The organism is Stenotrophomonas sp. VV52 (genome assembly GCF_002893095.1).
Lineage (GTDB): Bacteria > Pseudomonadota > Gammaproteobacteria > Xanthomonadales > Xanthomonadaceae > Stenotrophomonas > Stenotrophomonas aracearum.
Window position 1 is genome coordinate 34,605 of sequence record NZ_PKQQ01000012.1, and the last position, 24,219, is coordinate 58,823.

The following is a 24,219-nucleotide window of genomic DNA, read 5'->3' on the forward strand; positions in this document are numbered from 1 at the left end:
GGTCCCGGGGCGATTGTGCACTTTGTCTGGCGGGTGCGATATAGGCCCAGGCCTTTATCTGATTACAGATTTGGATAGACCGGAACCCAGTGTGTAATCACCAGGTTGATTACCCCGTGGATAACCGCCCGCTGCAGGGTATCCAGCTTGAATGAGTACACGCTGGCGCAGAGGGCCACCGAGACGAGGAAGGCAGACACCATTGCATCGGTGTGGACCCATGCGAACAAGGCACTAACGCCCAGGGAAGCGAGGAATCTGCCGAGGTAATGCGCAGAGCCGGACCGCAGCAGGTGCCTGACCACCTTTTCCTCGAACAGGGGCGCGACAATACAGCCCGTAACCAGACCAAGCAGGTAGTAGGCGACCGGGACCTTGTCCCATGTCAGCCACTGCGGGTTGTGCCGGTCCGGATAGCCTACGAACGCTACCCAGAGAGCACCGCCCAGAAGGCCAAGCGAAACCAGGATCAGGACAAGCTTCCCCGACCATGCCGCGCGCTCCTCACGGGGGAACAGCCACATGCAGACCAGGAAGGCGGCCAGCTCCGTCATCGCCTTCGAACCGAAGACGTCGAACGCGTTGAGCAATCCCTGTCCCGCGCCAACGGCGATGGTTGCGATGGCCGCGACGAAGATCCTGTTCTCGGGTTTGCTGACAGGCCGCCAGAATGAAGCCACGGAAGGACTCACAGAAGAGGTCGATCTGGATCATTCATCGTCCCAAGGCCCAACCCTGAAGCTAACGCGCCCCTCCTTGATGCTCATGATCCAGGTTGACTTGAACTCTTCACCAAGACACCGCACCTCCAGCATCCCATCGGTAACCAATGGGGCCATCTCTGCAAAAAGGGTCTGGAGATAAGCGGGGTGTAGGTTGCAGCTAGCCTCGCCCTGTTCAAAGGATTTACGCAGCTGATCGAGCACGTCCGGATGAACACCGTCGCGCTTCAAGTTAGAAGCAACCTCGGCTTCCACAGTTTCGAACGCAACCTCTACGTCCCCGACGTTCGACACTTGGACGATCGTGTACCAACTCATTCCACGCTCCTTGTGATCACTTCTGAAAATTTGGCCATTCCCAAGAAACGCCGATTAATGCTGTCAGGTCCGCCTGGGCTGCTGAAGGCTACTTTTTCCTGATCCGCTCAACCGGTTGGAACTGGCCGTTGCCCATGCGAGCTATGTGGATAAAATCCAAGTCTTCTGGAAGCTCAACACGCACCACTTCTTCAATCCATTCGTCAGAGTAGTCAAGACCTTCCTCGGGTTCGAAGGACGGATTCCATGATATCTCGTACATGGGAAGCGTCTCGGAAATCAGGTAGCGAACAGCAAACACTGCGAGAGGGCTTTGTCGCAGACCAATCCGACGTGCTTGTCTCCAGAACGCCGGATACTTCGCCGACGAGACCTCCTCTGCTTTGGCCAAAGCGTGACTGACGTCAGCGAAAGCGCTATCTACACTGATCTGCGCGATGCTCAGTTGCTGATCCATCGGATGGGCAGCGTCGTACTCCACGTAGATCATGGTTGAGCCATGCTGGAACTCGCATACGCTCGGATCTGTGTGTGTCCAGTTGCCCAGCATCCTGGCGGGGTGAAGCGATACAGTCACTTGAAAAAGCCCCAGAATTTGTACTTACCAGATCAAAGAGGTCGATAACTCACAACGGGTAGAGCCCTGCTATACAGCCCTGGGGAGTGGCAAACTGCTTCACCAACGTGTAGCTGCGGTAAGGCACGCTCTGCCCCGTCACCACTGGCCCTTCTCGCTGTGCTTCATGCGTGATCCTTCACTTGCGATGCGAGAAGTAGCACATTATCCGATTCAAGTATGACTGGCGGAGCTAACCCGATGAAGATCAGATTGATCCTGGCCATGGCAATAGCTCAAACGGCGCTCACCGGCAGTGCGACAGCCGCGCCGAGCGAAGCGGCGCGCGGCGAAATCGAGTCCTTGATCGGCGCCTTGGACGGTTCAACCTGCCGCTTCCAGCGCAACGGCAGCTGGCACGATGCTGCCGAAGCCCGGGCGCACCTGCAGCGCAAGTACGACTACCTGCTCAAGAAGGACAAGGTGGATACCGCCGAGCAGTTCATCGAGCGGGCGGCCAGCCGCAGCAGCATGAGCGGCAAGCCCTACCGGATCGCCTGCCCGGGGCAGCCCGAGCAGACTGCGGCGTCGTGGTTTGGCGCGCGGCTGCAGGCGCTGCGGACGCGCTGAACCCGGGCTCCTCTCAGTCCGCGACCTCGCCGTATCTCACAGCGAGCACTTTGGCATTTTCGGGCGGCGCATCGCGCCAGTTCGGCCTCACGGTGATCTCGTCGATCCTGCCCTCGATCCTGATCTCCGACCCCACCTCGAACCCCAGGCCACGCAGCCAGGCGCCGCGGATCATCACGAAGGGGATGGGGCCGTACTCGTCGCGGTCGAGGGCGTTGATCTGCGGTACGGCGCGTACGCTGCGTAGCTGGACGGCCTTCAAGGTCTCGTCGCGGGGAGTGAGCCGGCTGTCGTCCGGGTGAACCTGCTTCAAGTTCGCATTCATGGATGTACCTCCAATTCCAACAGGGAATGGCCCTCGCCGGTAAGGGCGAGGGCGTCGGGAGGTCAAAAACCGAAAGCAACCGATCGGCGGGCGTATTCCCCCGTGGAGGGTCTTGTATTAGCCGCCCTCCCGACATGGGTTATCCACAAGTTTGGTTGCTTTGGAGTTTTTGCGCTCCGGCGCGAACCTTGCGGAGATCGAGCGGGAAACACAAAGCATTTGTTTCTGTTGATTTTTCCGTTTCGATAGACGGCGCCTACTGATTGACGCGTCTGACCCGTGCAGCATCCAAAATGCTGTATTCACATGTGAACGCGGTCGCAGTTCTCACCCAGCGCCAAACAGCTTCTGTGCGTTCTGGAACAGGATCCAGCTTGTCGCAATGAACTTGTCCCCGCCCTCGGGGCGGTTCCCCCGGTGGGTGTGCGTGAAGGCCGTGGGCGCGATCAGCAGGCTGCCGGTGCGTGGCGCGATCTTCCGCTCCTGGAACAGGAATTCGGTTTCCCCCGCGTCGAATTCGTCATTGAGGTACAGCGTCCACAGCAGGTGGCGATGCAGGGTCTCTCCTGCGGAGTCGCGCGGATACAGCTCGCAATGCCAGTAGGGGTAGCCGCCTTCGCCTGCCGCGTACCACTGCAGGTTGATGGCGCCCGGGCGCAGGCACGTACGGGCCAGTTCGGAGAGCGCGTTGTCGTCCATGCCGGGAAAATCTTCGGCACGCAGGCGGCGTGCGCTGCCATCGTTGTCTTGGACCTGCAACATGAGCGGGGAAATCAGCGCCTGTGGATAACGGCGTAGATAACTCAAAACCCCGCTGAATACTGCCTGCTGCAGCTGGATTTCCACCTGGCGCCATTCCGGGCGGCCGCTGATGCGGAGATCCTTGCTGTGCTTGAGTTCCGGGAAGACGCCGCTGCCAACTTCGCCGGGCACCAACTGTGCGCTGGCTCGCATCTGGGCCAGGATGGCGGCGCAGGCGTCGGCGGGAATGGCGTTGTGGATTACTTCGATGAAGTCGCGCGGTGTTTCGGCCGTCATGGGGTCATCCGTGGGCGTTTGAGCCCGATGGTGACCTGTGTTGGTGCACGTGTCACCCCGTTGCCATGTGGCAACGGGGTGGCGCGGTCAGGCCTGCGCGTCGTGTTCGCGGTGGTAACGGGTGGCTTCGGCCACTTCGTTGCGCGAACCCAGGAACACCGGCACGCGCTGGTGCAGCTGGTCCGGCTGGATATCCAGGATGCGCTCGCGGCCGGTGGTGGCGGCGCCGCCGGCCTGTTCCACCAGCAGGCCCATGGGGTTGGCTTCGTACATCAGGCGCAGCTTGCCGGCCTTGCCCGGGTCCTTCTTGTCCCACGGGTAGATGAAGATGCCGCCGCGGGTGAGGATGCGGTGCACGTCCGCCACCATGCTGGCGATCCAGCGCATGTTGAAGTTCTTGCCGCGCGCGCCTTCTTTGCCGGCCAGCAGGTCCTGCACGTAGCCCTGCATGGGAGCTTCCCAGTGGCGCTGGTTGGACATGTTGATGGCGAATTCCTGGGTGTCTTCGGGAATCTGCATGCCGCGCTGGGTCAGAACGAACTCGCCGGTTTCACGGTCCAGGGTGAACGCGTGGGTGCCGTGGCCGGTGGTCAGCACCATCTGGGTGCTGGGGCCGTAGATGCAGTAGCCGGCGGCGATCTGGGCAGTGCCCGGCTGCAGGAAGCTGGCGTCGGTGGGCTGTTCGGTGCCGGCCGGGCTGCGCAGCACCGAGAAGATGGTGCCCACGGAGACGTTCACGTCGATGTTGGAGCTGCCGTCCAGGGGATCGAACAGGAGCAGGAAGTCGCCGCGCGGGTAGGTGTCCGGCACCGGCTGACAGTGGTCCATTTCCTCGGAGGCGCAGGCGGCGAGGTGGCCGCCCCAGGCGTTGGCTTCGAGCAGGATCTCGTTGCTGATGACGTCCAGCTTCTTCTGCGCTTCGCCCTGTACGTTGCCGGTGCCTGCATCGCCAAGTACGCCACCCAGCGCGCCCTTGCTGACCGCGATGGAGATGTTGGTGCAGGCGCGGCCCACCACTGCAATGAGCTGGCGCAGGTCAGCGTTGATGCGGCCGGCGTGCTGCTCTTCGATAAGGTACCGGGTAAGCGACGTACGGGACATGGAATGGCTGCCAAAGACATTTCGGGGGCCGTATTGTGGCCCGTCGGTGGCGGGTTTACGAGGCGCGGTTTTCGGTAACCGGTTACAGCGGTGGCCGCAAATGGATCGGTTGGGGACGGATCGTGAGGGCCGGCCAGCGGCCGGCGCTACCGGTCAATGCACGAGGGCCGCATCAGCGGCCCCCGTGGATTACCTTTTTGCCGAAGCTCAGCCTTTGGCGATGGTCGCCACGGCCTTGGCCACGTATTCCAGGTTGCCCTGGTTGAGCGCGGCCACGCAGATGCGGCCGGTGCCGACGGCGTAGATGCCGTACTCGTCACGCAGGCGGTCCACCTGCGGGCGGCTCAGGCCCGAGTACGAGAACATGCCGGCCTGGTCGTTGATGAAGGCGAATTCCGGTGCACCGGCGGCCACCAGCTTGTCTACCAGGCCATGGCGCAGGGCGTGGATGCGCTCGCGCATTTCGGTCAGTTCCTGCTCCCACAGCTGGCGCAGCTCGGGGCTGGTCAGCACGCCGGCCACCAGTGCAGCGCCGTGGTTGGACGGGCTGGAGTAGATGGTGCGGATGATGCGCTTGACCTGCGACTGCACGGCCTTGGCCGCGTCAGCGGTGGGCGCCACGATCGACAGCGCGCCAATGCGTTCGCCGTACAGCGAGAACGACTTGGAGTACGAGTTGGCGACCACGAAGCTGTCGATGCCGGCCTCGGCAATGATGCGCACGGCCGCGCCGTCCTGTTCGATGCCCTTGTCGAAGCCCTGGTAGGCCATGTCGATGAAGGGGAACAGCTGGCGTTCCTTCAGCAGCTCGGCCACCTGCTTCCACTGGGCCACGGTGAGGTCGGCGCCGGTGGGGTTGTGGCAGCAGGCATGCAGCAGCACCACGGTGCCCGGCTGCAGCTTGTTCAGGTCGGCCACCATGGCGTCGAAATCAACGCCGTGGGTCTTCGGGTCGAAGTAGCTGTATTCCACCACTTCGAAGCCGGCCGCGCCGAACACCGCGCGGTGGTTTTCCCAGCTGGGGTTGCTGATGGCGATGGTGGCGTGCGGCAGCAGGCGGTGCAGCAGGTCCGCGCCCACGCGCAGGGCGCCGCTGCCACCGATGGTCTGCGAGGTCGCCACGCGGCCGGCAGCCAGCAGCGGGGAGTCTTTGCCGAACACCAGTTCGCGGGTGGCCTGGTTGTAGGCGGGCAGGCCGTCGATGGGCAGGTAGCCGCGCGGCTTGGCCTCGTTGGCCAGCTGCTGCTCGATCTGCTTCACGGCGCGAAGCAGCGGAATACGGCCGCTTTCGTCGTAGTAGATGCCCACGCCCAGGTTGACCTTGGTGGGTCGGCTGTCGGCGTTGTACGCTTCGGTCAGACCCAGGATCGGGTCGCCCGGGACCAGTTCCACATTTGCAAAGAAGGACACGGCGGTACTCTTTCGATGACGGAGGGGGGGACCGCATCGTAACAAAGCCGCAGCGGGGGCGCGGCGCCTGCCGTCACGTTGAAGTCCGTACCCTGTCGTGCGGTACCTGTTTTCCGGAGAGCCCCCTCTGAATATCTTTCGTTTGACCCCCCTGGCGCGCGCGTGTGCGCTGCTTTCGGCCACCGCCCTGCCGAACCTGGCACAGGCCCAGGCCAGCGCGCCTCCGCCCGACCCCATCGAGCGCCTGCCCACGGTTCAGGTGCAGGCTGCGCGGGGCCAGCAGGTGGCCGACGTGGACCTGCCGGCGTCGATCAGCACGGTCTGGCTGGATGACGAAACCAATGGAAACCTGGCCCAGATCGCTGACGCTTTGAGCGGGGTGCCCGGCGTGGTGGCGCGCGATCGCCAGAACCTGGCCCAGGACACCCAGCTGTCGATCCGCGGGTTTGGCGCGCGTTCCACGTTCGGCGTGCGCGGCGTGCGGGTGCTGGTGGACGGGGTGCCGGCCACCATGCCCGACGGCCAGGGCCAGCTGTCCCATGCCAGCATGCTCTCGGCACAGCGGGTGGAGGTGCTGCGCGGGCCGTTCTCGGCGCTGTACGGCAACTCCTCGGGCGGCGTGGTGCAGATCTGGAGCGCCGACGGGCAGGCCGGGGACCCCTGGCGGGTGCGGATGGCCGGCGGCAGCGACGGCACCCTCAGCACCGGCGCGCAGCTGCGCGGCGAACAGGGGCCGGTGCGCTACAACGTGGCGGCCAACCATTTCCGCACCGACGGCTGGCGCGACCACAGCGCCGCGCGGCGCGAGTCGGTCAACGCGCGGCTGGGCACGGACGTGGCCGGTGGCACGCTGGACCTGGTGCTGAACTACTTCGATTCGCCCGACGCGCAGGACCCGCTGGGCCTCACCCGCGAGCAGGTGCGGCAGGATCCTCGGCAGGCCACGGCCGTGGCCACCCAGTACAACACCCGCAAATCCGCGCGCCAGGCCCAGGCCGGACTGGTGTTCACCCGCACCGAAGGCGCGCAGACCTGGCGCGCCATGGGCTATGCCGGGCAGCGCAGCGTGGAGCAGTACCTGGCCATCCCGCCAGGGCCGCAGGCCAACCCGCTGCATGCCGGTGGGGTGATCGACCTGGAGGGAGGCTACGGTGGGCTGGACCTGCGCTGGGGCTGGCAGGGCGACTGGGCGGGGCGGCCGCTGGAAGTGGTGATCGGCGCCAATGCCGACCAACAGCAGCAGGATCGGCGCGGTTACGAGAATTTCGTGGGGTCCGAGCTGGGCGTGCGCGGCGCGCTGCGGCGCGACCAGAGCGACCGGGTGCGCAACGTGGACCAGTTCGCGCAGGCGTTCTGGCAGTGGGCGCCGCGCTGGTCGCTGCTGCTCGGCGTGCGCCACAGCGAGGTGCGCTTCCGCTCCAACGACCATTACGTTACCGCGCGCAACCCGGACGACAGCGGCGCGCGCGACTACTCGGCCACCACCCCGGTAGCGGGCGTGGTGTTCCATGCCAGCGACGCATGGCGGGTGTATGCCTCGGCCGGGCGCGGATTTGAAACGCCCACCTTCAACGAGCTGGGCTACCGGGCCGACGGCGCGCCCGGGCTGGCGCTGAACCTGTCGGCGGCGCGCAGCCGGAACCTGGAGCTGGGCACCAAGTGGCGCGGCAGCGGCGGCGCTGCGTTCGAGGCCGCTGTGTTCCGCGCCGATACCGATGACGAGCTGGCCGTGGCCAGCAACACCAACGGGCGCAGCACCTACCGCAACATCGGGCGCACCCGTCGCCAGGGGCTGGAAGCCAGCCTGCTCTACCCGATCAGCGCTGAGCTGGAGGCCAGCCTCGCCTACACCTATCTCGAGGCGACGGTGCGCGAGCCATATCTGGTCTGCGCCAGTACCGGCTGCGCCACCCCGAACACCACCGTGCCAGCCGGCTCACGCCTGCCGGGCGTGCCGGAGCAGCAGTGGTTCGGCCGCCTGCAGTACCAGCCAGGCGCGTGGCAGTGGGCGGGCGAGGTGGTGGCCTCGAGCGATACGGTGGTCAACGATCTCGCCAAGGACAGTGCGCCGGGCTACGCACTGCTCAACCTGGAGGCAGCGCGTCGCTGGACCACGGCGCAGGGCGCGCTGCGGGTATTTGCGCGGGTCGATAACGTGCTGGATCAGCGCTACATCGGTTCGGTCATCGTCAACGACGGCAACCAGCGCTACTTCGAGCCGGGCCCGGACCGCCGTTACAGCGTGGGCGTGCAGTGGGCCTGGCTGTAATTTCCGGCAGGGCACGACCGTTGGTCGTGCCGTTCCGGAGGCTCGCATTCACTTCGGAATCTTGGCCGGTACAAACGGCGACGTAGGATCGCTGGCGGGGAATGTCTCCTCCAGCGCCTCGTCCTGGTTGTCGCTCTCATGCGCCTTGCGCGCGGCGCGGTGGTGCGGATGTTCCTCGCAGTCAGCGTTCGGCTGGCCGGAAGGATCCTTGCGGTCGCGCGAGGCGTGGACCTCGTCGACGCCGGTGCGCAGGTATTCGGGGGCTTCGGAAGGCGACATGCCGGCGCCGCGGTCTTCGGCGTCCTGCAGGTCATGTTTGGCGCGCTGTTCGCCGGGAACCGGGGGTGTGGCTTCGCGCAGGGGATCGCGTGGCATGGTGATGGGCTCCACAAACAAAGGGTGAAACACGGCCCGATGCCGTGCGGAAAAAGCATACGCACCACGGGTGGATGGCCGACGTGAAGCAATGCCAAGACCACCACAACGCATCTGTCACGGCTGGATAACGGCGCCGGGGCTATTCCTGCCAGCCCCACCCTCGCCGGAGACGTGTCATGCCCCGCCTGGATCGCCGCAACGCCCCCGTGCTGTTCAACGCCTACCTGCAGCCGGACCGGAGTGCGCGGCGGGGCCGCCGCCCGCGCGCTGAAGAGCCCGAAGCGGTGGCGCAGGACTACCTGCAGTACATGCGCAACGACTACGAGCGTCGCCGCAGTCAGGGAAGGCGCAGCTGGAAAGACCTGTACCCGGCCTACACCTTCGCGCTGACCACCCACTACGCCGACTGGCCGCGTGGCGACGACGACGACACCGACGGCGAGCTGGCCGAACATTGGGAGCAGATGCGTGGCCAGTCGCGACTCGGCTGGTCGCAGGCGCGCGCCATCGTGGAAGACGCCTGGATGGCCCTCGACCACATGCCCGCAGCAGCCGTCCACGGCGCCCTGCAGTAACCCACGCGGTGCCAGACACACTCGATACACAGCCCCACCACAACCGTTTCACGCCCCCCGAGCTAAAGCTGGCGCCTCTCTCTGCACTGGAGTGGCGCCGCCATGGCCCGACCGATCTGGACCGGAACCCTGTCATTCGGGCTGTTGAACGTGCCGGTCTCGCTCATGTCGGGCGAGCGCAAGGTCGACCTGCAGTTCCGCATGCTCGATTCGCGCGACAAAAAGCCGATCCGCTTCGAGCGGGTGAATGCGGACACCGGCGAAGAAGTGCCGTGGAAGGATATCGTCAAGGCCTACGAGTACGACAAGGGCAGTTATGTCGTACTGGAAGAGAGCGACATAAAGTCCGCCGCGCCGGAAAGCCATGAAACGGTGGAAGTGGAAACCTTCGTCGACGCATCCCAGATCGATCCGCGCTATTACGAGAAACCCTACCTGCTGGTACCCGGCAAGAAGGCCGAGAAAGGCTACGTGCTGCTGCGCGAGACCCTGCGCAGCACCGGCAAGGTCGGCATTGCGCGCGTGGTGGTGCGCACCCGCGAATACCTGTGTGCGGTGATGCCGAATGAAGATGCCCTGGTCCTGATGATCCTGCGCTATCCGCAGGAACTGGTGGATCCGGAAGAACACAAGCTCCCCACGGGCTCGCTGGCCGACTACCGGATCAGCAGCAAGGAAACCGCGATGGCCGAGCAGCTGATCGAGTCGATGTCGGGCGAGTGGAAGCCGGACGACTACCACGATGAGTTCCGCGAGCGCCTGCAGACCCTGCTGACCAAGCGCATCAAGTCCAAGGGCGGTACCACCACGGTGGAAGACGAGCCGGCCCCGCGTGAAGATGCCGCTACCAACGTAGTGGACTTCATGTCGCTGCTGCAGAAGAGCCTGGATGCCAAGAAACGCACTCCGGCCAAGAAGAGCGCGGCCGTCTCGAAGGTGGTGAAGAAGGCCAAGCCGGCCAAAAAGGCAGCCAAGGCCACCAAGTCCGCGAGCAAGGCCACCAAGGCAACCAAGGCCACGAAAAAGGCGGCCGCCAAACGCGCCCCGACGCGCAAGGCGGGATAACCCACCATGTCGCTGCAGGAATACCGCCGCAAGCGCCGCTTCGGAGAAACACCGGAGCCGGACCATGACCCGCAGGGCGCCACGGCACGCCGCCCGATCTTCGTGGTGCAGCTGCACCATGCCAGCTCGCGGCATTACGACTTCCGGCTGGAAGCCGACGGCGTGCTGAAGAGCTGGGCGGTGCCGAAGGGTCCGTCCCTGCGCGTGGGCGAGAAGCGGCTGGCGGTGGAGGTGGAAGATCACCCCATTTCCTATGCCACGTTTGAAGGTGACATTCCGAAGGGCCATTACGGGGCCGGGCACGTGGACGTGTTCGACCACGGCACCTGGGCCTGCGAGGGCGACCCGCTGGAGGCGATCGCCGCCGGAAAACTGGACTTCGTGCTGCATGGCACCCGGCTCAACGGTGGCTGGAAGCTGGTACGCACCGCGATGAAAGGCCGCCAGCACCAATGGCTGCTGATCAAGCGCGATGACGGCGAGGCGCGGGATGCCGATGCCGACGCACTGCTGGAGGAACCCGTGGCGAAGACGAAGACCACTCGATCCACGAGAACCTCGACGACCTCAAAAGTTGCAACGAAGACCACGAAGACCACCACGACCCGGACCTCGAAACCGGCGTCCCGCCGCAATGCGGACGCGCGCTGGGCCAAGCGCGCGCTGCAACTCGAACAGGCACGCGAAAAGCCCTACCCCCACGACTTCAAGCCGCAGCTCACCGACCACCGTGACAGTGCGCCCAATGGCGATGCCTGGCTGCACGAGATCAAATGGGACGGTTACCGCCTGCTGGCCGACGTTAGCGAGGGCGTGGTCTCGCTGCGCTCGCGCGGTGGATTGAACTGGAACAATGATTTCCCCGAAGTGGTCCAGGCCATCACCGCCCTGCCGGTCACTGACCTGCGCCTGGATGGCGAACTGGTGGTGCTGGATGCCGATGGCCGTAGTGACTTCACCGCGTTGCAGAAGGTCATCGACGGCACCAGCAAGCAGCCGCTGCGCTATGTGGTCTTCGACATGCCCGGTATCGCGGGCGTGGACATCAGCCGCTCCCCGCTGCTGGATCGCAAGGAGCTGCTGAAGGACCTGCTGGGCGATGTGCCTGGCACCCTGGCCTACAGCGACCATGTGCTGGACCATGGCCCGGAGGTGTTTGCCGCCAGCGGCGCTGCGGGGTTTGAAGGTATCGTCAGCAAGCGGGTGGACGCGGCGTATGTCAACGCGCGCTCGCCGACATGGGTGAAAGTGAAACACGAGAACACCGACGAGTTCCTGATCGTGGGCTACACCGATCCGAAGGGATCGCGCAGTGGATTCGGCTCGCTGCTGATGGCCGCCCCCGATAAAAGCGGCCTGCGTTACGTAGGCCGCGTGGGAACCGGCTTCGACGATGCGAAGCTGGCGGCCATGCACAAGCAGCTCAAGGCGCTGGCGACCGACAAGGCGGCGGTGGCCCTGCCTTCGCACGTGCCGTTCAAGGCCAGCAGCGTGCATTGGGTGAAGCCCACGTTGGTGGCCGAAGTCGCGTTCCGGGGCTGGGCCAAGGAAGGGTTGCTGCGCCAGGCCAGTTTCAAGCGTCTGCGCGAAGACAAGACTGCCAAGGACCTGGGCGCTGGGGCGACGAACGCGGCGACCGGTGTAGGCAGCAGAACGAAAGCCCCGGTTACGAAGGTCGCTCCAGCGAAATCACGCGCAGGAGCCAAGTCGGTTGGCGCTGAGGTTGCGGATGTAGCCATCAGCCATCCCGAACGCGTGGTCTTCGCCAAGGCCAAGCTCACCAAAGGCGACGTGGCCGACTACTACCGGCAGATGGCGCGATGGATCCTGCCGGAAGTGGCGCGCCGCCCGCTGTCGCTGCTGCGCTGCCCCGATGGCGTGGACAAGCAGTGTTTCTTCCAGAAGCACCACGGCACCGGCCTGGGCGACGCCGTGCAGGCGATACCGCTGCAGCAGAAGAGCGGGCGCGAGGACTACCTGTACGTCGAAGATGTGGAAGGGCTGCTGCAACTGGTGCAGATGAACACCCTGGAGCTGCATCCGTGGGGCGCCACGGTGGACGACCCGGAACATCCGGACCGGCTGGTGTTCGACCTGGATCCGGGCGAAGGCGTGACCTGGACCGCGATCAAGGCGGCCGCCCGTGACATCCGTGCGCGGCTGCAGGAAGTGGGACTCGAAAGTTTCGTGCGTCTCTCTGGCGGCAAGGGCGTGCACGTGGTGGTGCCGTTGAAGCCCAGGGCGGACTGGGCGCAGGCCAAGGACTTCTGCGAATCATTCGCGCAGGCCATGGCCGAGCACGCGCCGGAGCGCTACGTGGCCACCATGAGCAAGGCCAAGCGCAACGGCGTGATCTTCATCGACTGGCTGCGCAATGCGCGTGGCGCAACGAGTGTGTGTTCGTGGTCGTTGCGCGCACGGCCGTCAGCGGGCGTTGCGGTGCCGCTGCGCTGGGAGGAGCTGGGCAGGATCACTGCCGCCGATGCCTTCCCGTTGCCGAAGGCGCTGCAGCGGGCGCAGCGGCTGAAAGCCGATCCCTGGGAAGGGATCGAAGACGTGGATCAGGTGTTGCCGACGGTGTGATGCGGTGTTCGCATCGCGTGGAGCCGGCCGGCGGCCGGCACTACGGCGTGTCGCGCGGCCGCTGCTGCGTAGTGCCGGCCGCCGGCCGGCTCCACGGAATGCTACCGAGGCCGATAGCGCGCCCCAATCCAGATCCCAACTGCCTGCACCGGCAGCGACACCAGCAGCGTCACCACGAACCAGAACGGGAAGTCGTTGCCCAGGTCCCACGCCGCAAACGCGGACGCGCCGGCGATCAGAAACCACACCACCCCGCCATGCACGTACGGTGCATTCGGCGCATAGCGCGCAGCGAATGCCGTGGCCGCCACCCCCCCGAGGATGGTCCAGGCCAGGTCCCACGCCAGCCGCAGCTGGCTGTCGCCCAGTCCCACCCACGGCGCGGTCCAGCCGGCGATGCCGCTGACCATGCCCAGAACGAACAGCGCCACCACCACCGACAACACGGACAGCACCACGGTTTTTGCGATCGACAAAGCAGACATGGGTCACACAGACGGCAGCGGCACTGCCGTCATTATGAGCGCCTCAGCCGACCAGCGCAGCCGATGCCCTTGCCAGACCTTCAATGCCCGCCCAGTCCTTCGCCTGCAGCAGCGCACGCGTGGTCAGCCACGAACCGCCCACGCACAGCACGTTGGGCAGGTGCAGGAAGTCGCGCGCGGTCTGCGCGCTGATGCCGCCGGTGGGACAGAAGCGCACGTCGCCGAACGGGCCGTTCCAGGCCTGCAGCATGCCGATGCCACCGGCCTGCACTGCGGGGAAGAACTTGAAGGTATCGAGCCCCTGTTCCAGGCCCAGCATCAGCTCCGACGAGGTCGCCACGCCCGGCAGGAACGGCAGGTCGGTGTCGCGTGCAGCGGCATACAGCGTCGGCGTGGCGCCGGGCGCCACTGCAAACCGCCCGCCCACGGCCTTCACCTTTTCCATCTGCGCGGCGGTCACTACCGTGCCCGCGCCCACCACCGCGTCCGGCACGGCCTCCACCATCGCCTGGATCGCGTCCATCGCGACGGCGGTGCGCAGGGTCACCTCGATCACCGGCAGGCCGCCGTTGAACAGGGCCTGGGCCACCTGGACGGCTTCGTCCACGCTCTCCGGGGTGTACACCGGAATCACCGGGGCCAGTTTCAATACTGCGCGTACGCGGGGATCAGCGCCGGACATCGAATCGCTCCTCGCCCGTCAGGGCCAGTACGTCAGCTTCACTGACGGGGTTGAAATCACCGGGGATCGAATGCTTCAGGCTGGCCGCAGCCAGGCCGAAACGCACGATCGCGTCCGGTTCGAAGCCCTGCATCATGCCATGCAGGATCCCGGCGGCGAACGCATCGCCACCGCCGATGCGGTCCACGATGCCGATCATCTCGCGCGTGGGCGCCACTGCGCGGGTGCCGTCGCGACCCAGCAGCATCGCGCCCAGCGCATGGTGGTCCACGCTATGGGTGGTGCGCTGCGTGCACGCCATCCACTGCAGGCGCGGGAACGCAGCGAACGCCTGCACGGCGGCAGCGTCCACGCGCTCGGCCAGCGCGGGCTGTTCGAACTGCCCGCCCAGCACCACGCCGATGTCGCGGTAGTCGGCGAAGGCGACCGTGGCGCAGGCGAACAGCTCCCGCAGGATGGCCGGCGCATCGCCTTCCCAGCGCGCCCACAGCGAGGGCCGGAAGTTGCCGTCGAAGGACACCTTGACGCCACGCTCGCAGGCGGCGCGCGCGGCGACCAGGGTGGCGTCGGCCATGGCCGGGTTCAGCGCAGGGCTCACCCCGGAAAGGTGCAGCCACTGCACGCCGCGCAGCAGGGTGTCCCAGTCGTAGTCGCTGGCCTGGCCCAGCGAAAATGCCGAGTCCACCCGGTCGTAGACCACTTCGCTGGCGCGCTGCACCGCGCCGGTGGTGAGGAAGTACACGCCCATGCGGCCCGGGCGGGTCTGCAAATGGGTGGTGTCCACCCCGTGCCGGCGCAGTTCGCCTGCCACGTACTGGCCCAGCGGGTTGGCCGGCAGCGTGCTGACCATCTGCACGCTGTGGCCGAAGTGGGCCAGCGACACACCGACGTTGGCCTCCGCGCCGCCGGCGTGTACCGCCAGCTGCGGCGTCTGCAGCAGCAGTTCACGGCCAGGCGCGCTCATGCGCAGCAACAACTCCCCGAAACAGACAACACGACTCATGGCGATGGATCCTTCGTGGTGGTCATGACCCGGGGACAGGCCCCGAATCGCAATGGCTAGCGGTGTCATTCTAGCGGTGTGGCGCGCTCCGTCCACCGGTTCGGTGGGCAGAAACCTTTGTCCCGCAGGCGTCTACGGGACATTTCAAGTCTGTTGCGGTGCAAGATGCTCGATTCCCAACGGACTGTTAACGTCGGCTCTGACCAGCGGTGTCATTGCACTGACATGTCGCCGGATAGCTGTTTCATGTAGCACCTTGGGAGAGGGAAAACATGCAATATCGAAACATCCATAAAAAGACACCGGTTACCTTGCTCGCCCTGTCGATCGGCCTGGCGCTGAGCGGAACCACCCTGGCGCAGGACCCGGCCCCGGCTTCGGCCACCGACCTGGACACCGTCACCGTCACCGGCTACCGCGCCAGCGTCGAGAAGGCGCTGGACATCAAGCGCGGCGAAGCCGGCGTGGTAGATGCCATCGTCGCCGAAGACATCGGCAAGTTCCCCGATCTGAACCTGGCCGAGTCGCTGCAGCGCGTACCCGGCGTGGTCATCACCCGCGAAGCCGGCGAAGGCCGCAACATCTCGGTGCGCGGCCTGGGCCCGGACTTCACCCGCGTACGCATCAACGGCATGGAAGCGCTGACCACGGTCGGCGCCGGCGACCAGAGCGGCGGCACCAACCGCGGCCGCGGCTTCGACTTCAACGTGTTCGCCTCGGACCTGTTCTCGCAGCTGCTGGTGCGCAAGACCGCCTCGGCCGACGTGGAAGAAGGCTCGCTGGGTGCCACCGTCGACCTGCGCACCGCGCGCCCGTTCGACTACGACGGCTTCACCTTCGCCGCCAGCGGCCAGGCCAGCTACAACGCGATGGCCGAAAAGGCTGACCCGCGCGTGGCCGCGCTGATCTCCAACACCTGGGCTGATGGCACCTTCGGCGCGCTGCTGTCGGTGGCCTACTCCGAGCGCCAGGCGCTGGAAGAAGGCTCCAACACCGGCCGCTGGGCCAACGGCCCGAGCAACGGCAACTTCAATGCGGCGTCGCCGTTCACCCAGGCGCGTTCTGCCAGCGTGTACCACCCGCGCTTCCCGCGTTACGTGCAGATGGAACACGAGCAGAAGCGCCTGGGCGTGACCGGCACCCTGCAGTGGAAGCCGACCGACGCCACCGAGATCTCGCTGGACACGCTGTACTCGAAGATCGACGCCAAGCGCGACGAGCACTACATCGAAGCCATTTCCTTCAGCCGCGGCACCAGCACCACCCCGCGCCTGGTCGGCAAGCCGGCGATGATCGTCAAGGACGGCGTGATCGAGAACAACGCGCTGGTCTACGGTGAATTCGACAACGTCGACATCCGCACCGAAAACCGCCACGACGAGTGGAGCACCGAGTTCAAGCAGATCGCCCTGAACGGCCAGCACCGTTTCGGCGACGACTTCACCTTGTCCGGCAAGGTCGGCATCTCGCGCTCCAAGCACGAGAACCCGATCCAGACCACCATCATCATGGATAAGTACGATGTGGACGGTTACAGCTACGACTACCGTGGCAACAGCCGTTTCCCGAAGCTGAACTACGGTATCGACCCGACCAACCCGGTCGGCTGGGAACTGGCGGAAATCCGCCTGCGTCCGCAGTACGTGGACAACGACTTCGACACCGGCCAGATCGACTTCAACTGGAACCTGAGCCCGGGCTTCCGCCTGAAGGGCGGCATCCTGGCCAAGAACTACACCTTCGACACCGTGGAACTGCGCCGCGCCAGCGAGCTGGCCGTGCCGAACTTCCCCAACGGCACCAAGATCGTGCCGGTGGACATGACCCAGCAGTCCGGCCTGAAGGGCATCACCGGTACGCCTGACCAGTGGGTGGTGCCGAACCTGGACGCCATTGCCGACCAGTTCGACATCTACAGCAACAGCGGTACCTTCGCCGTCGCCCCGCGCGCCAACAACTCGCGCAGCGTGGAAGAAGAAGACAGTGGCGGCTACCTGATGGGCGAGTTCTCCACCGAACTGGGCAGCATTCCGTTCTCGGGCAACTTCGGCGTGCGCTATGTAAAGACCAAGCAGAGCTCCACCGGTCTTTCCACGCTGGCCACCGGCACCGTGGCAACCACGGTGGATCGTGAGTACGACGACACCCTGCCCTCGTTCAACCTGGTCGCGGAAATCACCCCGGACTTCCTGATCCGCCTCGGTGCGGCCAAGGTGATGAGCCGCCCGGGCCTGGGCAGCCTGACCCCGGGCGCCACCGTGGCCGTAGCCGGCGGTGCGCGCACCATCTCCAGCGGCAACCCGTACCTGGACCCGATCCGCGCCAAGAACGTGGACCTGGGCTTCGAGTGGTACTTCTCCGAAGGCGCGATGGCCGGCATCGGCCTGTTCTACAAGGACATCGAAAGCTTCGTGCAGACCACCCGCGAAGTGGCGCCGTACAGCGCCAGCGGCCTGCCCGACTCGCTGCTGATCGGTACCGGCGCCTCACCGTCGGATGACTTCACCTACACCAAGCCGGTCAACACCCCGGGTGGCGAACTGCACGGCGTGGAAGCGAACTACATCCAGCCGTTCACCTTCCTGCCGGGCAACTGGTCGAACCTGGGCATCCAGTTGAACTACACCTGGGTCGAGTCGCAGATCCAGTACATCAACTCCAGCGGCCAGCCGGTAATGAAGGCCGACCTGACCGGTCTGTCCAAGTCGTCCTGGAACGCCACGCTGTTCTATGAAGGCACCGTCTGGTCCGGCCGCGTTTCGGCCACCAACCGCGACGATTACCTGACCCAGGTGCCCGGCACCGAAGCAGGCTTCAACGTGGACGGTACCCACGGCATGACCGGCACCACCTTCATCGATGCGTCGATCCGCTACGCGATCAACGACAAGCTGGAGCTGAGCCTGGAAGGCATGAACCTGACCAACGAAGCCAGCGACGAGTGGGTGTACTCGCCGGCCACCGGTCGCCTGCCGCTGCAGTACACCGAAACCGGCCGGCAGTACCAGCTGGGCGTTCGTTACAAGTTCTGAGTGCGCGTAACCGGCAGCGGCGTGGGCAACCACGCCGCTGTTGCGGCGCAAGATGCCGCACTGCTTCCCGTTTGCTAGTTTCTGGCGGCCCTGCGCACACGCTGCGGCCGTGGTGATGTGCTGTGGAAAGGAAAGGTCACATGGTGCTTTGGGGTGGGGTGGTTCGGGCCGTTTCGGGCGTTGACGGGTGTGCGAGGGTCGGCCGACGGCCGACGCTACCGCGAACGTTGGCACTGGCGGTGTTGGTGGCCTTGTCCGGTACCGCCGCCGCGCAGAGCACGCCACAGCTGCTGTTCCATGTCTCGGCCGAGCACGGCCTGGAGGCCGACCACGCCGAAGGCGATGCCGTTCCCAACTTCGTCGACAAGGTCACCACCGTGGCCGACGGTGCGCGTGGCCGCGGCATCCAATGGGCCGACGACGGTGTGCTGTCGTGGAACGCCCCGGGCAATATCCAGGCGCAGCGCGGGACCCTGGGTTTCTACTGGCGCCCGCGCTACGCGGTGGGCGAAGCGCCGTTCGTGATCTTCCGGGTCGGCTACGCCGACCACAGCAGCTGGGACATGGCCTGGCTGCGCATCGACTGGAACGGTCACGGCTTCGATGCCTTCGTGACCGACGCCAACCTGGCGCGCACCCGCGTGTCGTTCAAGCTGGACAAGACGCCCGATCCCGAACAGTGGCAGCACATCGCCTTTGGCTGGGACGAAAACCACGGCGTGCGCCTGTACGTGGACGGCAAGGAGGTCGCCCGCGCGGAGACCACCGCCGACTATGACGCGGCGCTGGACCAGCTCGGCCTGGCCGGGCGGGTGATGGCGCCCTACCAGGTGCAGAGCCGCTACAACTTCCTGCGTGGCAGCGATTTCGACGAGATCCGCGTCTATGATCGCCTGCTCGACCCCGCCGGCATGGCGGCGCTGGCTGCCAACAAGGCGCCCACCGGCAGCGTGGCCGACACCGGCCCGATGCGCGCCTGGAACCATCGCTTCGGGTGGGACAACGCCGCACCGCCGGTGCTCACCGCACCCACCACGACCATCCGCAAGATCGAGTTCGCCGATACCAAGGACCACAAGCAGTGGATGTGGAAGGCGACCGACGGCATCGCCGAAACCACCTGGCCGGGCGTGTACAACCGCTCGCGCCTGCCCGGCCGCAACGACTACTTCCAGCTGCCGGACTGGAACACGTACGTGGAAGGCGGCCAGCAACTCGACCTGACCGTTCCCGCCGGTGAGACCGTCAACCGCGTTGAAGTGCGCGGCGCGGCCTTCGGTGGGCTCAGCCACAGCATGGGCGACGCCGCTGCCACGCCGCTGCTGCAGCGCCCGCAGGGCGTGGTGCGCAGCGTGGACGACATTCCGGCGCAGACCGGTGGCGTGCTGCATTTCCACAATACCGCGCAGGAAACCCCAATCCAGGAGATCTGGGCCTACCAGGTCAGCGACGCCGCCGAGCCGGAAGGCACGGTGAAGCAGCGCTACCTGATCGACAGCCAGGCCCTGCCCGACTACCTCAACATCACCACCCTGCGCGAGTACATCGACGGCCGCTACCCGGCCGCAGAGCGCAGCACGGTGATGGCGCTGCCCAAGGGCGCCGGCTCGCGCCGTCGCGGCGCGGACACGCTGCCGGCCCACCCGCTCCCGATCGTGCACGTGCTGATCCCGTCCGGCGTGGGCGACGCCCCAGCTGCGCAGCCGCTGATCCGCAGCTGGGCGCACAGCTGGGAAAACATGTACGACGGCTTGGACGGCGTGGCCATCGACCTGCCGGCACTCGACCTGCCGCCCGCGCGCGATGGCCTGATCCCGCTCAACATCCGCATCAAGGACCCGATCTGGCCGGCGCGCGACATGATCGATGTGTCGGTCTCGGTCAAGCCGAACGAGAAGCGCACGCTGTGGCTGGACCTCCGCGACCGCATCCTCACCGCCGACAGCCTGTGGATCAGCATCGCCTCGGGCGCGCCGGGCTTCAACGCGGGCTCGTTGGACGGTGCGGAGATCCGCATGGTCTACAAGGACCGCGCCGAAGCGAAGAAGGAACACGTGGCCGACCGCTTCAACCAGGCGCGCGACAACTGGGGCTTCCTGGTCGAAGAGCACACCACCTCCAAGCGCCAGCGTCTGTATGCGCGCGTGTACGCGGACCTGAGCGACCTGCTGCGGGTGGACCCGGACCACGAACTGGGCCGGCTGTACTGGAACTACATCAGCTACAACAGCCAGGGCAAACCGCCGTTCACCCAGCCCGAAGCGCCGAAGGGTGTGCCGCTCTGGGCGTTCCGGCAGACCGAAGACCTCAAATACGTGCGCCGCTTCGTGGACTGGTGGATCGACAACCGGCAGATCGCCTACGGCGACTTCGGCGGCGGCATCTCCGACGATACCGACCTGACCCAGCAGTGGCCGGGGCTGGCGCTGATGGGCGTGCAGCCGGACCGCCTGAACCGCTCGCTCACCGCGTTGTCCGACGCGGTGTACCGCAACGGCATGTTCTCCAACGGCCTGAGCACCATCGAAACCGATGAGCTGCATTCCTACGAAGAAGGCATCAACGCCAACAGCGCGATGCTGTACCTCAACTGGGGCGATCCGCTCACCCTGGAACGCCTGATGGAAACGGTGAAGGCGTTCGACGAGCGCATCATCCTGCCCAATCCACAGGGCAACCTGCTGTTCTCCAGCAACTGGTTCGGCGGCAACAAGGTGTACCGCGAGCCGAACTGGCAATGGCAGAAGCCGTATTCGTTCCCGGCGCTGCACCCGGCCTTCCTGGTCGGCCAGTACAACGCCGACCCGACCGGCCGCAAGCTGGTCACCGGGCTGGCCGACAGCTACCTGGCGCACGCCTACACCGACGACAAGGGCCGCTGGGCGCTGCCCAACGAGATCAACTGGCAGACAGGCAAGGTGCGCGGCGGTGAGCTCAACAACGGCTCGGGCGGCGGCGATGTCATGCACACATTCTGGGCGGCATGGCGCTGGAGCGGTGACGACAAATACCTGAAGGCGCTGGATTACCGCGTGCAGCGCGGGGGCCCCGGCGCATTGGCCAACCTGGGCGAAAACTTCGTCGAGGTGCTGGGCAAGGGCGCCGAATGGAACCCGAAGCTGGTGGCCGATGCGGACGCCGGCAACACCGGGTTCTCAAGCCTGATGGCGTGGCAAGCCACCGGCGACAAGAAGTACCTGGAAGCGCTGCATGCCGACGGCATCCAGGCCAAGGCGCAGCGCGAGTACATGAACACTGAAGGCCACTGGTGGTCCGACCGCGTGGAAGCGCCGAGCGAGTTCCTGCAGCGGGCACGCCTGGGTGGCATTGCCCTGAAGCGCAACCAGAGCTGGCCCGGGCACACGGTGAGCTGGCGCTTCGCGCAGCCTGACGCGGCCGAGCAGGTGGCGCTGCTGGTGCATGCGCCGTCCACCGAGCACTTCAAGGTCATTGCGTACAACACCGGCAAGCATGCGGTGGATGCGGAGATGAGTACCTGGAACGTCACCGCCGGGCAGTGGCGGATGACCAGCGGCGTGGACCGTGACGGCGACGACCGCATCGATGGCAAGGGCGAAACGCGTGAGGTATCGCTGGAGCGCAGTGCAAGCCTTCCGCTGCGGTTCGCACCGGGCGTGGCGCAGGTGTTCGAGTTCGAACTGATCAAGGCCGGTACGCCGGTGGAGCTGCGCCCCGACCTGGGCGTGGGTCGTGGCGATGTGCGCGTTGACGGACGCCAGGTGCACGTGACCGTGCACAGCTTGGGGCACGTGGGCACACCGGTGGGCACGGCGGTGCTGGAGGACGCGAACGGGCGTGAGCTGGCGCGTATCGAGATTCCGGCGATGGAAGCGCCGGTGGATCTGGTGCCGAAGACGACCACGGTGAGCCTGCCGTTGCCAGCGGGTATTCGCAGCGGCCTTCGCGTGCGCGTGGAGCTGCAGGATGGCGGCGCGGAAGTCACCCAGCGCAACAACACCGTGACCTTCTGACGTAGAGCCGGGCTCTGCCCGGCTCTACAGCGTGACGGTGCCCTCGATGCAGGTCACGCACGTTCCCCCGATCCACAACGCATCGCCCTCCTGCTCCACCTGCACCCGCCCCGCACGCCCCAACACGGTGCCCTGGCTGATCACATACCGCGTCGGCGCCTCGCCCAGCAACCACCGCGCAATGCCCGCATTGAGGCTGCCGGTCACCGGATCCTCCGGCGCCGCCTCGCCGGCGATGAACGCACGCGACTCGTACTGCGCGTCTACGCCGTCGCTTTCGCTGCACGCGGCAAACACGCCCACCATCAATCCGTCCAACGCCGCGTAGTCCGGCCGCACCGCCAACACCGCTGCCCGGCTTTCCAGGCGCACCGCGATCCACGGCGGCCCGTTGTCCACCCACCGGGCGTCCACCACGTCGTCGGCGGCCACGCCAAGGCCTGCAACAACGCGCTCCCGCAACGCGGGCACCAGCGGCCCCTCGCGCAACAGCGGCGGCGCATCGAAGGCAAATCCGGTCTCGCTTCGACGAATCCGCACCAGCCCGATCCCGCACTCCTGCACGATCTCTGCGCCCCGCGGTACGCCGCCATTGGTCAACCACGCATGGCAACTGCCCAGGGTGGGATGCCCGGCGAACGGCAATTCGCCCAGCGGGGTGAAGATGCGCACGCGGTAATCCGCACGCGGGTCGCCCGGCGCGGAAACGAAGGTGGTTTCGCTGAGGTTCGTCCAGCGGGCGAACGCTGCCATGCGGGCATCGCCCAGCCCATCGGCATTGAGAACCACCGCAAGCGGGTTGCCCAGCAGCGGATCGGTGCTGAAAACGTTGACCTGGACGAACGGGTGGGTGGACACGGAAGCAGTTCCTGCGCGGTGGGGTTCCCCATCATCGCGTGCAGGCGGTGGCAGGTCGAGCGTCAGCGGGGCTGGATGAACCACAGCACGTCCTTGCCGTTGCTGTAGCGCATCAGGATGAAGTTGGGACACTCGTAGATGTCCGCCGGGATGCTGCCTTCGGGCAGCTTCAGGCGCCAGTTGGGCAGCGACACCCGTGCGGTGGGAAAGCCGATCGGCAAGGCCCAGTACAACTCGGCGGCATTGGCGATGATGACCTGCAGGCAGCCGCTGCGGTCGCGGATTTCGACATGGGCGATGCCGTCATCGAGATACTCCTTCGCACGCCAGCCCTCGGTCACGCGCGACTGGCCACGGGAGGTGCGGCGCGTGGTGTGGCGGGTGGTCCGCCTGGCGCGGGCGGCGACGTGGGTATCCAAGATGAGCAGTATCCGCAAGGAAAGGTCGTGGGACGTTTCGATGCTATCTGCGTCATTCGGGAGGGTGCTTTGAGGATGTTCCTAGATTTGATCCGGGGTTCACCCGAGGCGCGTGGGTTGCCGGCGGTACGTGGGACACGCATGGCGTGTCGCTACGCGGTGGCGGGCGATCCGGGGCCGGCGGGTCAGGCGTCGTCGGTTTCCAGTTCTTTCAGGCGGCGTTCGTACCAGCCGTTGCCTTCGGGTTCGAAGATGGCGGTACGGATCATTTCGCCCTGGTAGACGTGCACGGACACGGCGAGCTCGGTGTCGCTGGCGTTGCGGATAGTGTGGTATTCATGCGGCGGGATCAGGCTGCCGGCACTGCCGCAGCCGCCGACCACGGAAGGCTCGGCCTGGAAGCGGAAACGTTCGCCGTCGCGCTCGAGCAGGGCGTACTGGGTGACTTCCAGCTGGCCCAGCCACACCCCTTCCACGCACCACAGGCCGCTGTGGTCGTGCAGCGGCGTGCCCTGCCCCGGCGCCCAGCTCATCGCCACGATGCTGTAGCCCAGGGTCGGGCTGCGGTAGAGCTCGCGGCGGGCATAGTGGTCGCTGATCGGCTGGTGCACGCACGCCGGCAGCTGGATGCGGCTGTCGGCGATGGCCTCGCACAGCGCACCCCGCAGGGTCGTGGCGATCTGCTGCGGATCGTCATTCTGGACCGCGTGATCGACGGCGGCGATCAATCGATCGCGTCCATGGAACCGCGGAAAGGCATCGCAATGGGCTTGCATGC

The 24,219-nt window shown here is 65.9% G+C and carries 21 protein-coding genes; 7 read left to right on the forward strand and 14 right to left on the reverse strand.

Annotated elements, in window-relative coordinates; translation table 11 throughout:
• Positions 1-62: 62 nt before the first annotated feature.
• From C2U58_RS16930 to C2U58_RS16940, 3 genes are all read right to left on the reverse strand, one after another.
• Positions 63-680, reverse strand: coding sequence for a CPBP family glutamic-type intramembrane protease (locus tag C2U58_RS16930; protein ID WP_102946923.1), 618 nt, complete (start codon positions 678-680; stop codon positions 63-65).
• 30 nt (positions 681-710) lie between these two features.
• Positions 711-1,040, reverse strand: a complete 330-nt coding sequence (locus C2U58_RS16935) for a hypothetical protein (RefSeq protein WP_102946924.1) — start codon at positions 1,038-1,040, stop codon at positions 711-713.
• Positions 1,041-1,128: 88 nt separating this feature from the next.
• Positions 1,129-1,530 (reverse strand): hypothetical protein, encoded by a 402-nt coding sequence (locus C2U58_RS16940; protein WP_146033493.1) that lies wholly within the window; start codon positions 1,528-1,530, stop codon positions 1,129-1,131.
• Between the two features lie 327 nt (positions 1,531-1,857).
• On the opposite strand from C2U58_RS16940, the gene C2U58_RS16945 reads away from it, so the two are divergent.
• Entirely contained in the window at positions 1,858-2,226 is a 369-nt protein-coding gene (locus C2U58_RS16945; protein ID WP_102946926.1) for a DUF5329 domain-containing protein, read from the forward strand.
• 13 nt (positions 2,227-2,239) lie between these two features.
• Here the strand turns inward: C2U58_RS16945 and C2U58_RS16950 are convergent, their stop codons facing one another.
• From C2U58_RS16950 to C2U58_RS16965, 4 genes are all read right to left on the reverse strand, one after another.
• A complete protein-coding gene (locus C2U58_RS16950) occupies positions 2,240-2,551 on the reverse strand; it encodes a SymE family type I addiction module toxin (protein WP_102946927.1) in 312 nt (103 codons plus the stop codon).
• Between the two features lie 327 nt (positions 2,552-2,878).
• Positions 2,879-3,589, reverse strand: coding sequence for a 2OG-Fe(II) oxygenase (locus tag C2U58_RS16955; protein ID WP_102946928.1), 711 nt, complete (start codon positions 3,587-3,589; stop codon positions 2,879-2,881).
• Between the two features lie 87 nt (positions 3,590-3,676).
• The gene (locus C2U58_RS16960; RefSeq protein WP_102946929.1) at positions 3,677-4,690 is read right to left on the reverse strand and encodes a class 1 fructose-bisphosphatase; all 1,014 of its coding nucleotides are present in this window, start codon (positions 4,688-4,690) and stop codon (positions 3,677-3,679) included.
• 207 nt (positions 4,691-4,897) lie between these two features.
• On the reverse strand, positions 4,898-6,100 hold the full coding sequence (locus tag C2U58_RS16965; protein WP_102946930.1) for an amino acid aminotransferase: 1,203 nt from the start codon (positions 6,098-6,100) through the stop codon (positions 4,898-4,900).
• Positions 6,101-6,233: 133 nt separating this feature from the next.
• On the opposite strand from C2U58_RS16965, the gene C2U58_RS16970 reads away from it, so the two are divergent.
• Complete coding sequence (locus tag C2U58_RS16970; protein ID WP_102946983.1) at positions 6,234-8,369, forward strand: TonB-dependent receptor; 2,136 nt, start codon at positions 6,234-6,236, stop codon at positions 8,367-8,369.
• Positions 8,370-8,417: 48 nt separating this feature from the next.
• Here C2U58_RS16970 and C2U58_RS16975 read toward each other — a convergent pair whose 3' ends face one another.
• Entirely contained in the window at positions 8,418-8,744 is a 327-nt protein-coding gene (locus C2U58_RS16975; protein ID WP_102946984.1) for a hypothetical protein, read from the reverse strand.
• 179 nt (positions 8,745-8,923) lie between these two features.
• On the opposite strand from C2U58_RS16975, the gene C2U58_RS16980 reads away from it, so the two are divergent.
• From C2U58_RS16980 to ligD, 3 genes are all read left to right on the forward strand, one after another.
• The gene (locus C2U58_RS16980; RefSeq protein WP_102946931.1) at positions 8,924-9,322 is read left to right on the forward strand and encodes a hypothetical protein; all 399 of its coding nucleotides are present in this window, start codon (positions 8,924-8,926) and stop codon (positions 9,320-9,322) included.
• Positions 9,323-9,424: 102 nt separating this feature from the next.
• Positions 9,425-10,387, forward strand: a complete 963-nt coding sequence (locus C2U58_RS16985) for a Ku protein (protein ID WP_102946932.1) — start codon at positions 9,425-9,427, stop codon at positions 10,385-10,387.
• A 6-nt stretch (positions 10,388-10,393) separates the two neighbouring features.
• Positions 10,394-12,970, forward strand: coding sequence for a DNA ligase D (gene ligD, locus C2U58_RS16990; RefSeq protein WP_102946933.1), 2,577 nt, complete (start codon positions 10,394-10,396; stop codon positions 12,968-12,970).
• Between the two features lie 101 nt (positions 12,971-13,071).
• Here the strand turns inward: ligD and C2U58_RS16995 are convergent, their stop codons facing one another.
• Genes C2U58_RS16995 through C2U58_RS17005 form a run of 3 tightly spaced genes read right to left on the reverse strand, consistent with a single transcriptional unit; the run spans position 13,072 to position 15,146 of the window.
• Positions 13,072-13,455 (reverse strand): hypothetical protein, encoded by a 384-nt coding sequence (locus tag C2U58_RS16995; RefSeq protein ID WP_070208677.1) that lies wholly within the window; start codon positions 13,453-13,455, stop codon positions 13,072-13,074.
• A 43-nt stretch (positions 13,456-13,498) separates the two neighbouring features.
• Positions 13,499-14,137, reverse strand: coding sequence for a bifunctional 4-hydroxy-2-oxoglutarate aldolase/2-dehydro-3-deoxy-phosphogluconate aldolase (gene eda / locus C2U58_RS17000; protein WP_102946934.1), 639 nt, complete (start codon positions 14,135-14,137; stop codon positions 13,499-13,501).
• Entirely contained in the window at positions 14,124-15,146 is a 1,023-nt protein-coding gene (locus C2U58_RS17005) for a sugar kinase (protein WP_172448183.1), read from the reverse strand. The genes eda and C2U58_RS17005 overlap by 14 nt, the downstream gene beginning before the upstream one ends.
• A gap of 266 nt (positions 15,147-15,412) precedes the next feature.
• Between C2U58_RS17005 and C2U58_RS17010 the strand changes: the two genes are divergently transcribed.
• Together C2U58_RS17010 and C2U58_RS17015 are read left to right on the forward strand one after the other, a co-directional pair.
• Positions 15,413-18,172 carry a TonB-dependent receptor gene (locus C2U58_RS17010; protein WP_102946936.1) on the forward strand — a complete coding sequence of 920 codons (2,760 nt, stop codon included), beginning with the start codon at positions 15,413-15,415 and terminating at the stop codon, positions 18,170-18,172.
• A 140-nt stretch (positions 18,173-18,312) separates the two neighbouring features.
• Complete coding sequence (locus C2U58_RS17015; RefSeq protein ID WP_102946937.1) at positions 18,313-22,164, forward strand: LamG-like jellyroll fold domain-containing protein; 3,852 nt, start codon at positions 18,313-18,315, stop codon at positions 22,162-22,164.
• A 24-nt stretch (positions 22,165-22,188) separates the two neighbouring features.
• Here C2U58_RS17015 and C2U58_RS17020 read toward each other — a convergent pair whose 3' ends face one another.
• From C2U58_RS17020 to C2U58_RS17030, 3 genes are all read right to left on the reverse strand, one after another.
• Positions 22,189-23,022 carry a PhzF family phenazine biosynthesis protein gene (locus C2U58_RS17020; protein ID WP_102946938.1) on the reverse strand — a complete coding sequence of 278 codons (834 nt, stop codon included), beginning with the start codon at positions 23,020-23,022 and terminating at the stop codon, positions 22,189-22,191.
• Positions 23,023-23,084: 62 nt separating this feature from the next.
• Positions 23,085-23,441 carry a hypothetical protein gene (locus tag C2U58_RS17025; RefSeq protein WP_102946939.1) on the reverse strand — a complete coding sequence of 119 codons (357 nt, stop codon included), beginning with the start codon at positions 23,439-23,441 and terminating at the stop codon, positions 23,085-23,087.
• 185 nt (positions 23,442-23,626) lie between these two features.
• Entirely contained in the window at positions 23,627-24,217 is a 591-nt protein-coding gene (locus C2U58_RS17030; protein WP_102946940.1) for a cysteine dioxygenase family protein, read from the reverse strand.
• Between the last annotated feature and the right edge of the window lie 2 nt (positions 24,218-24,219).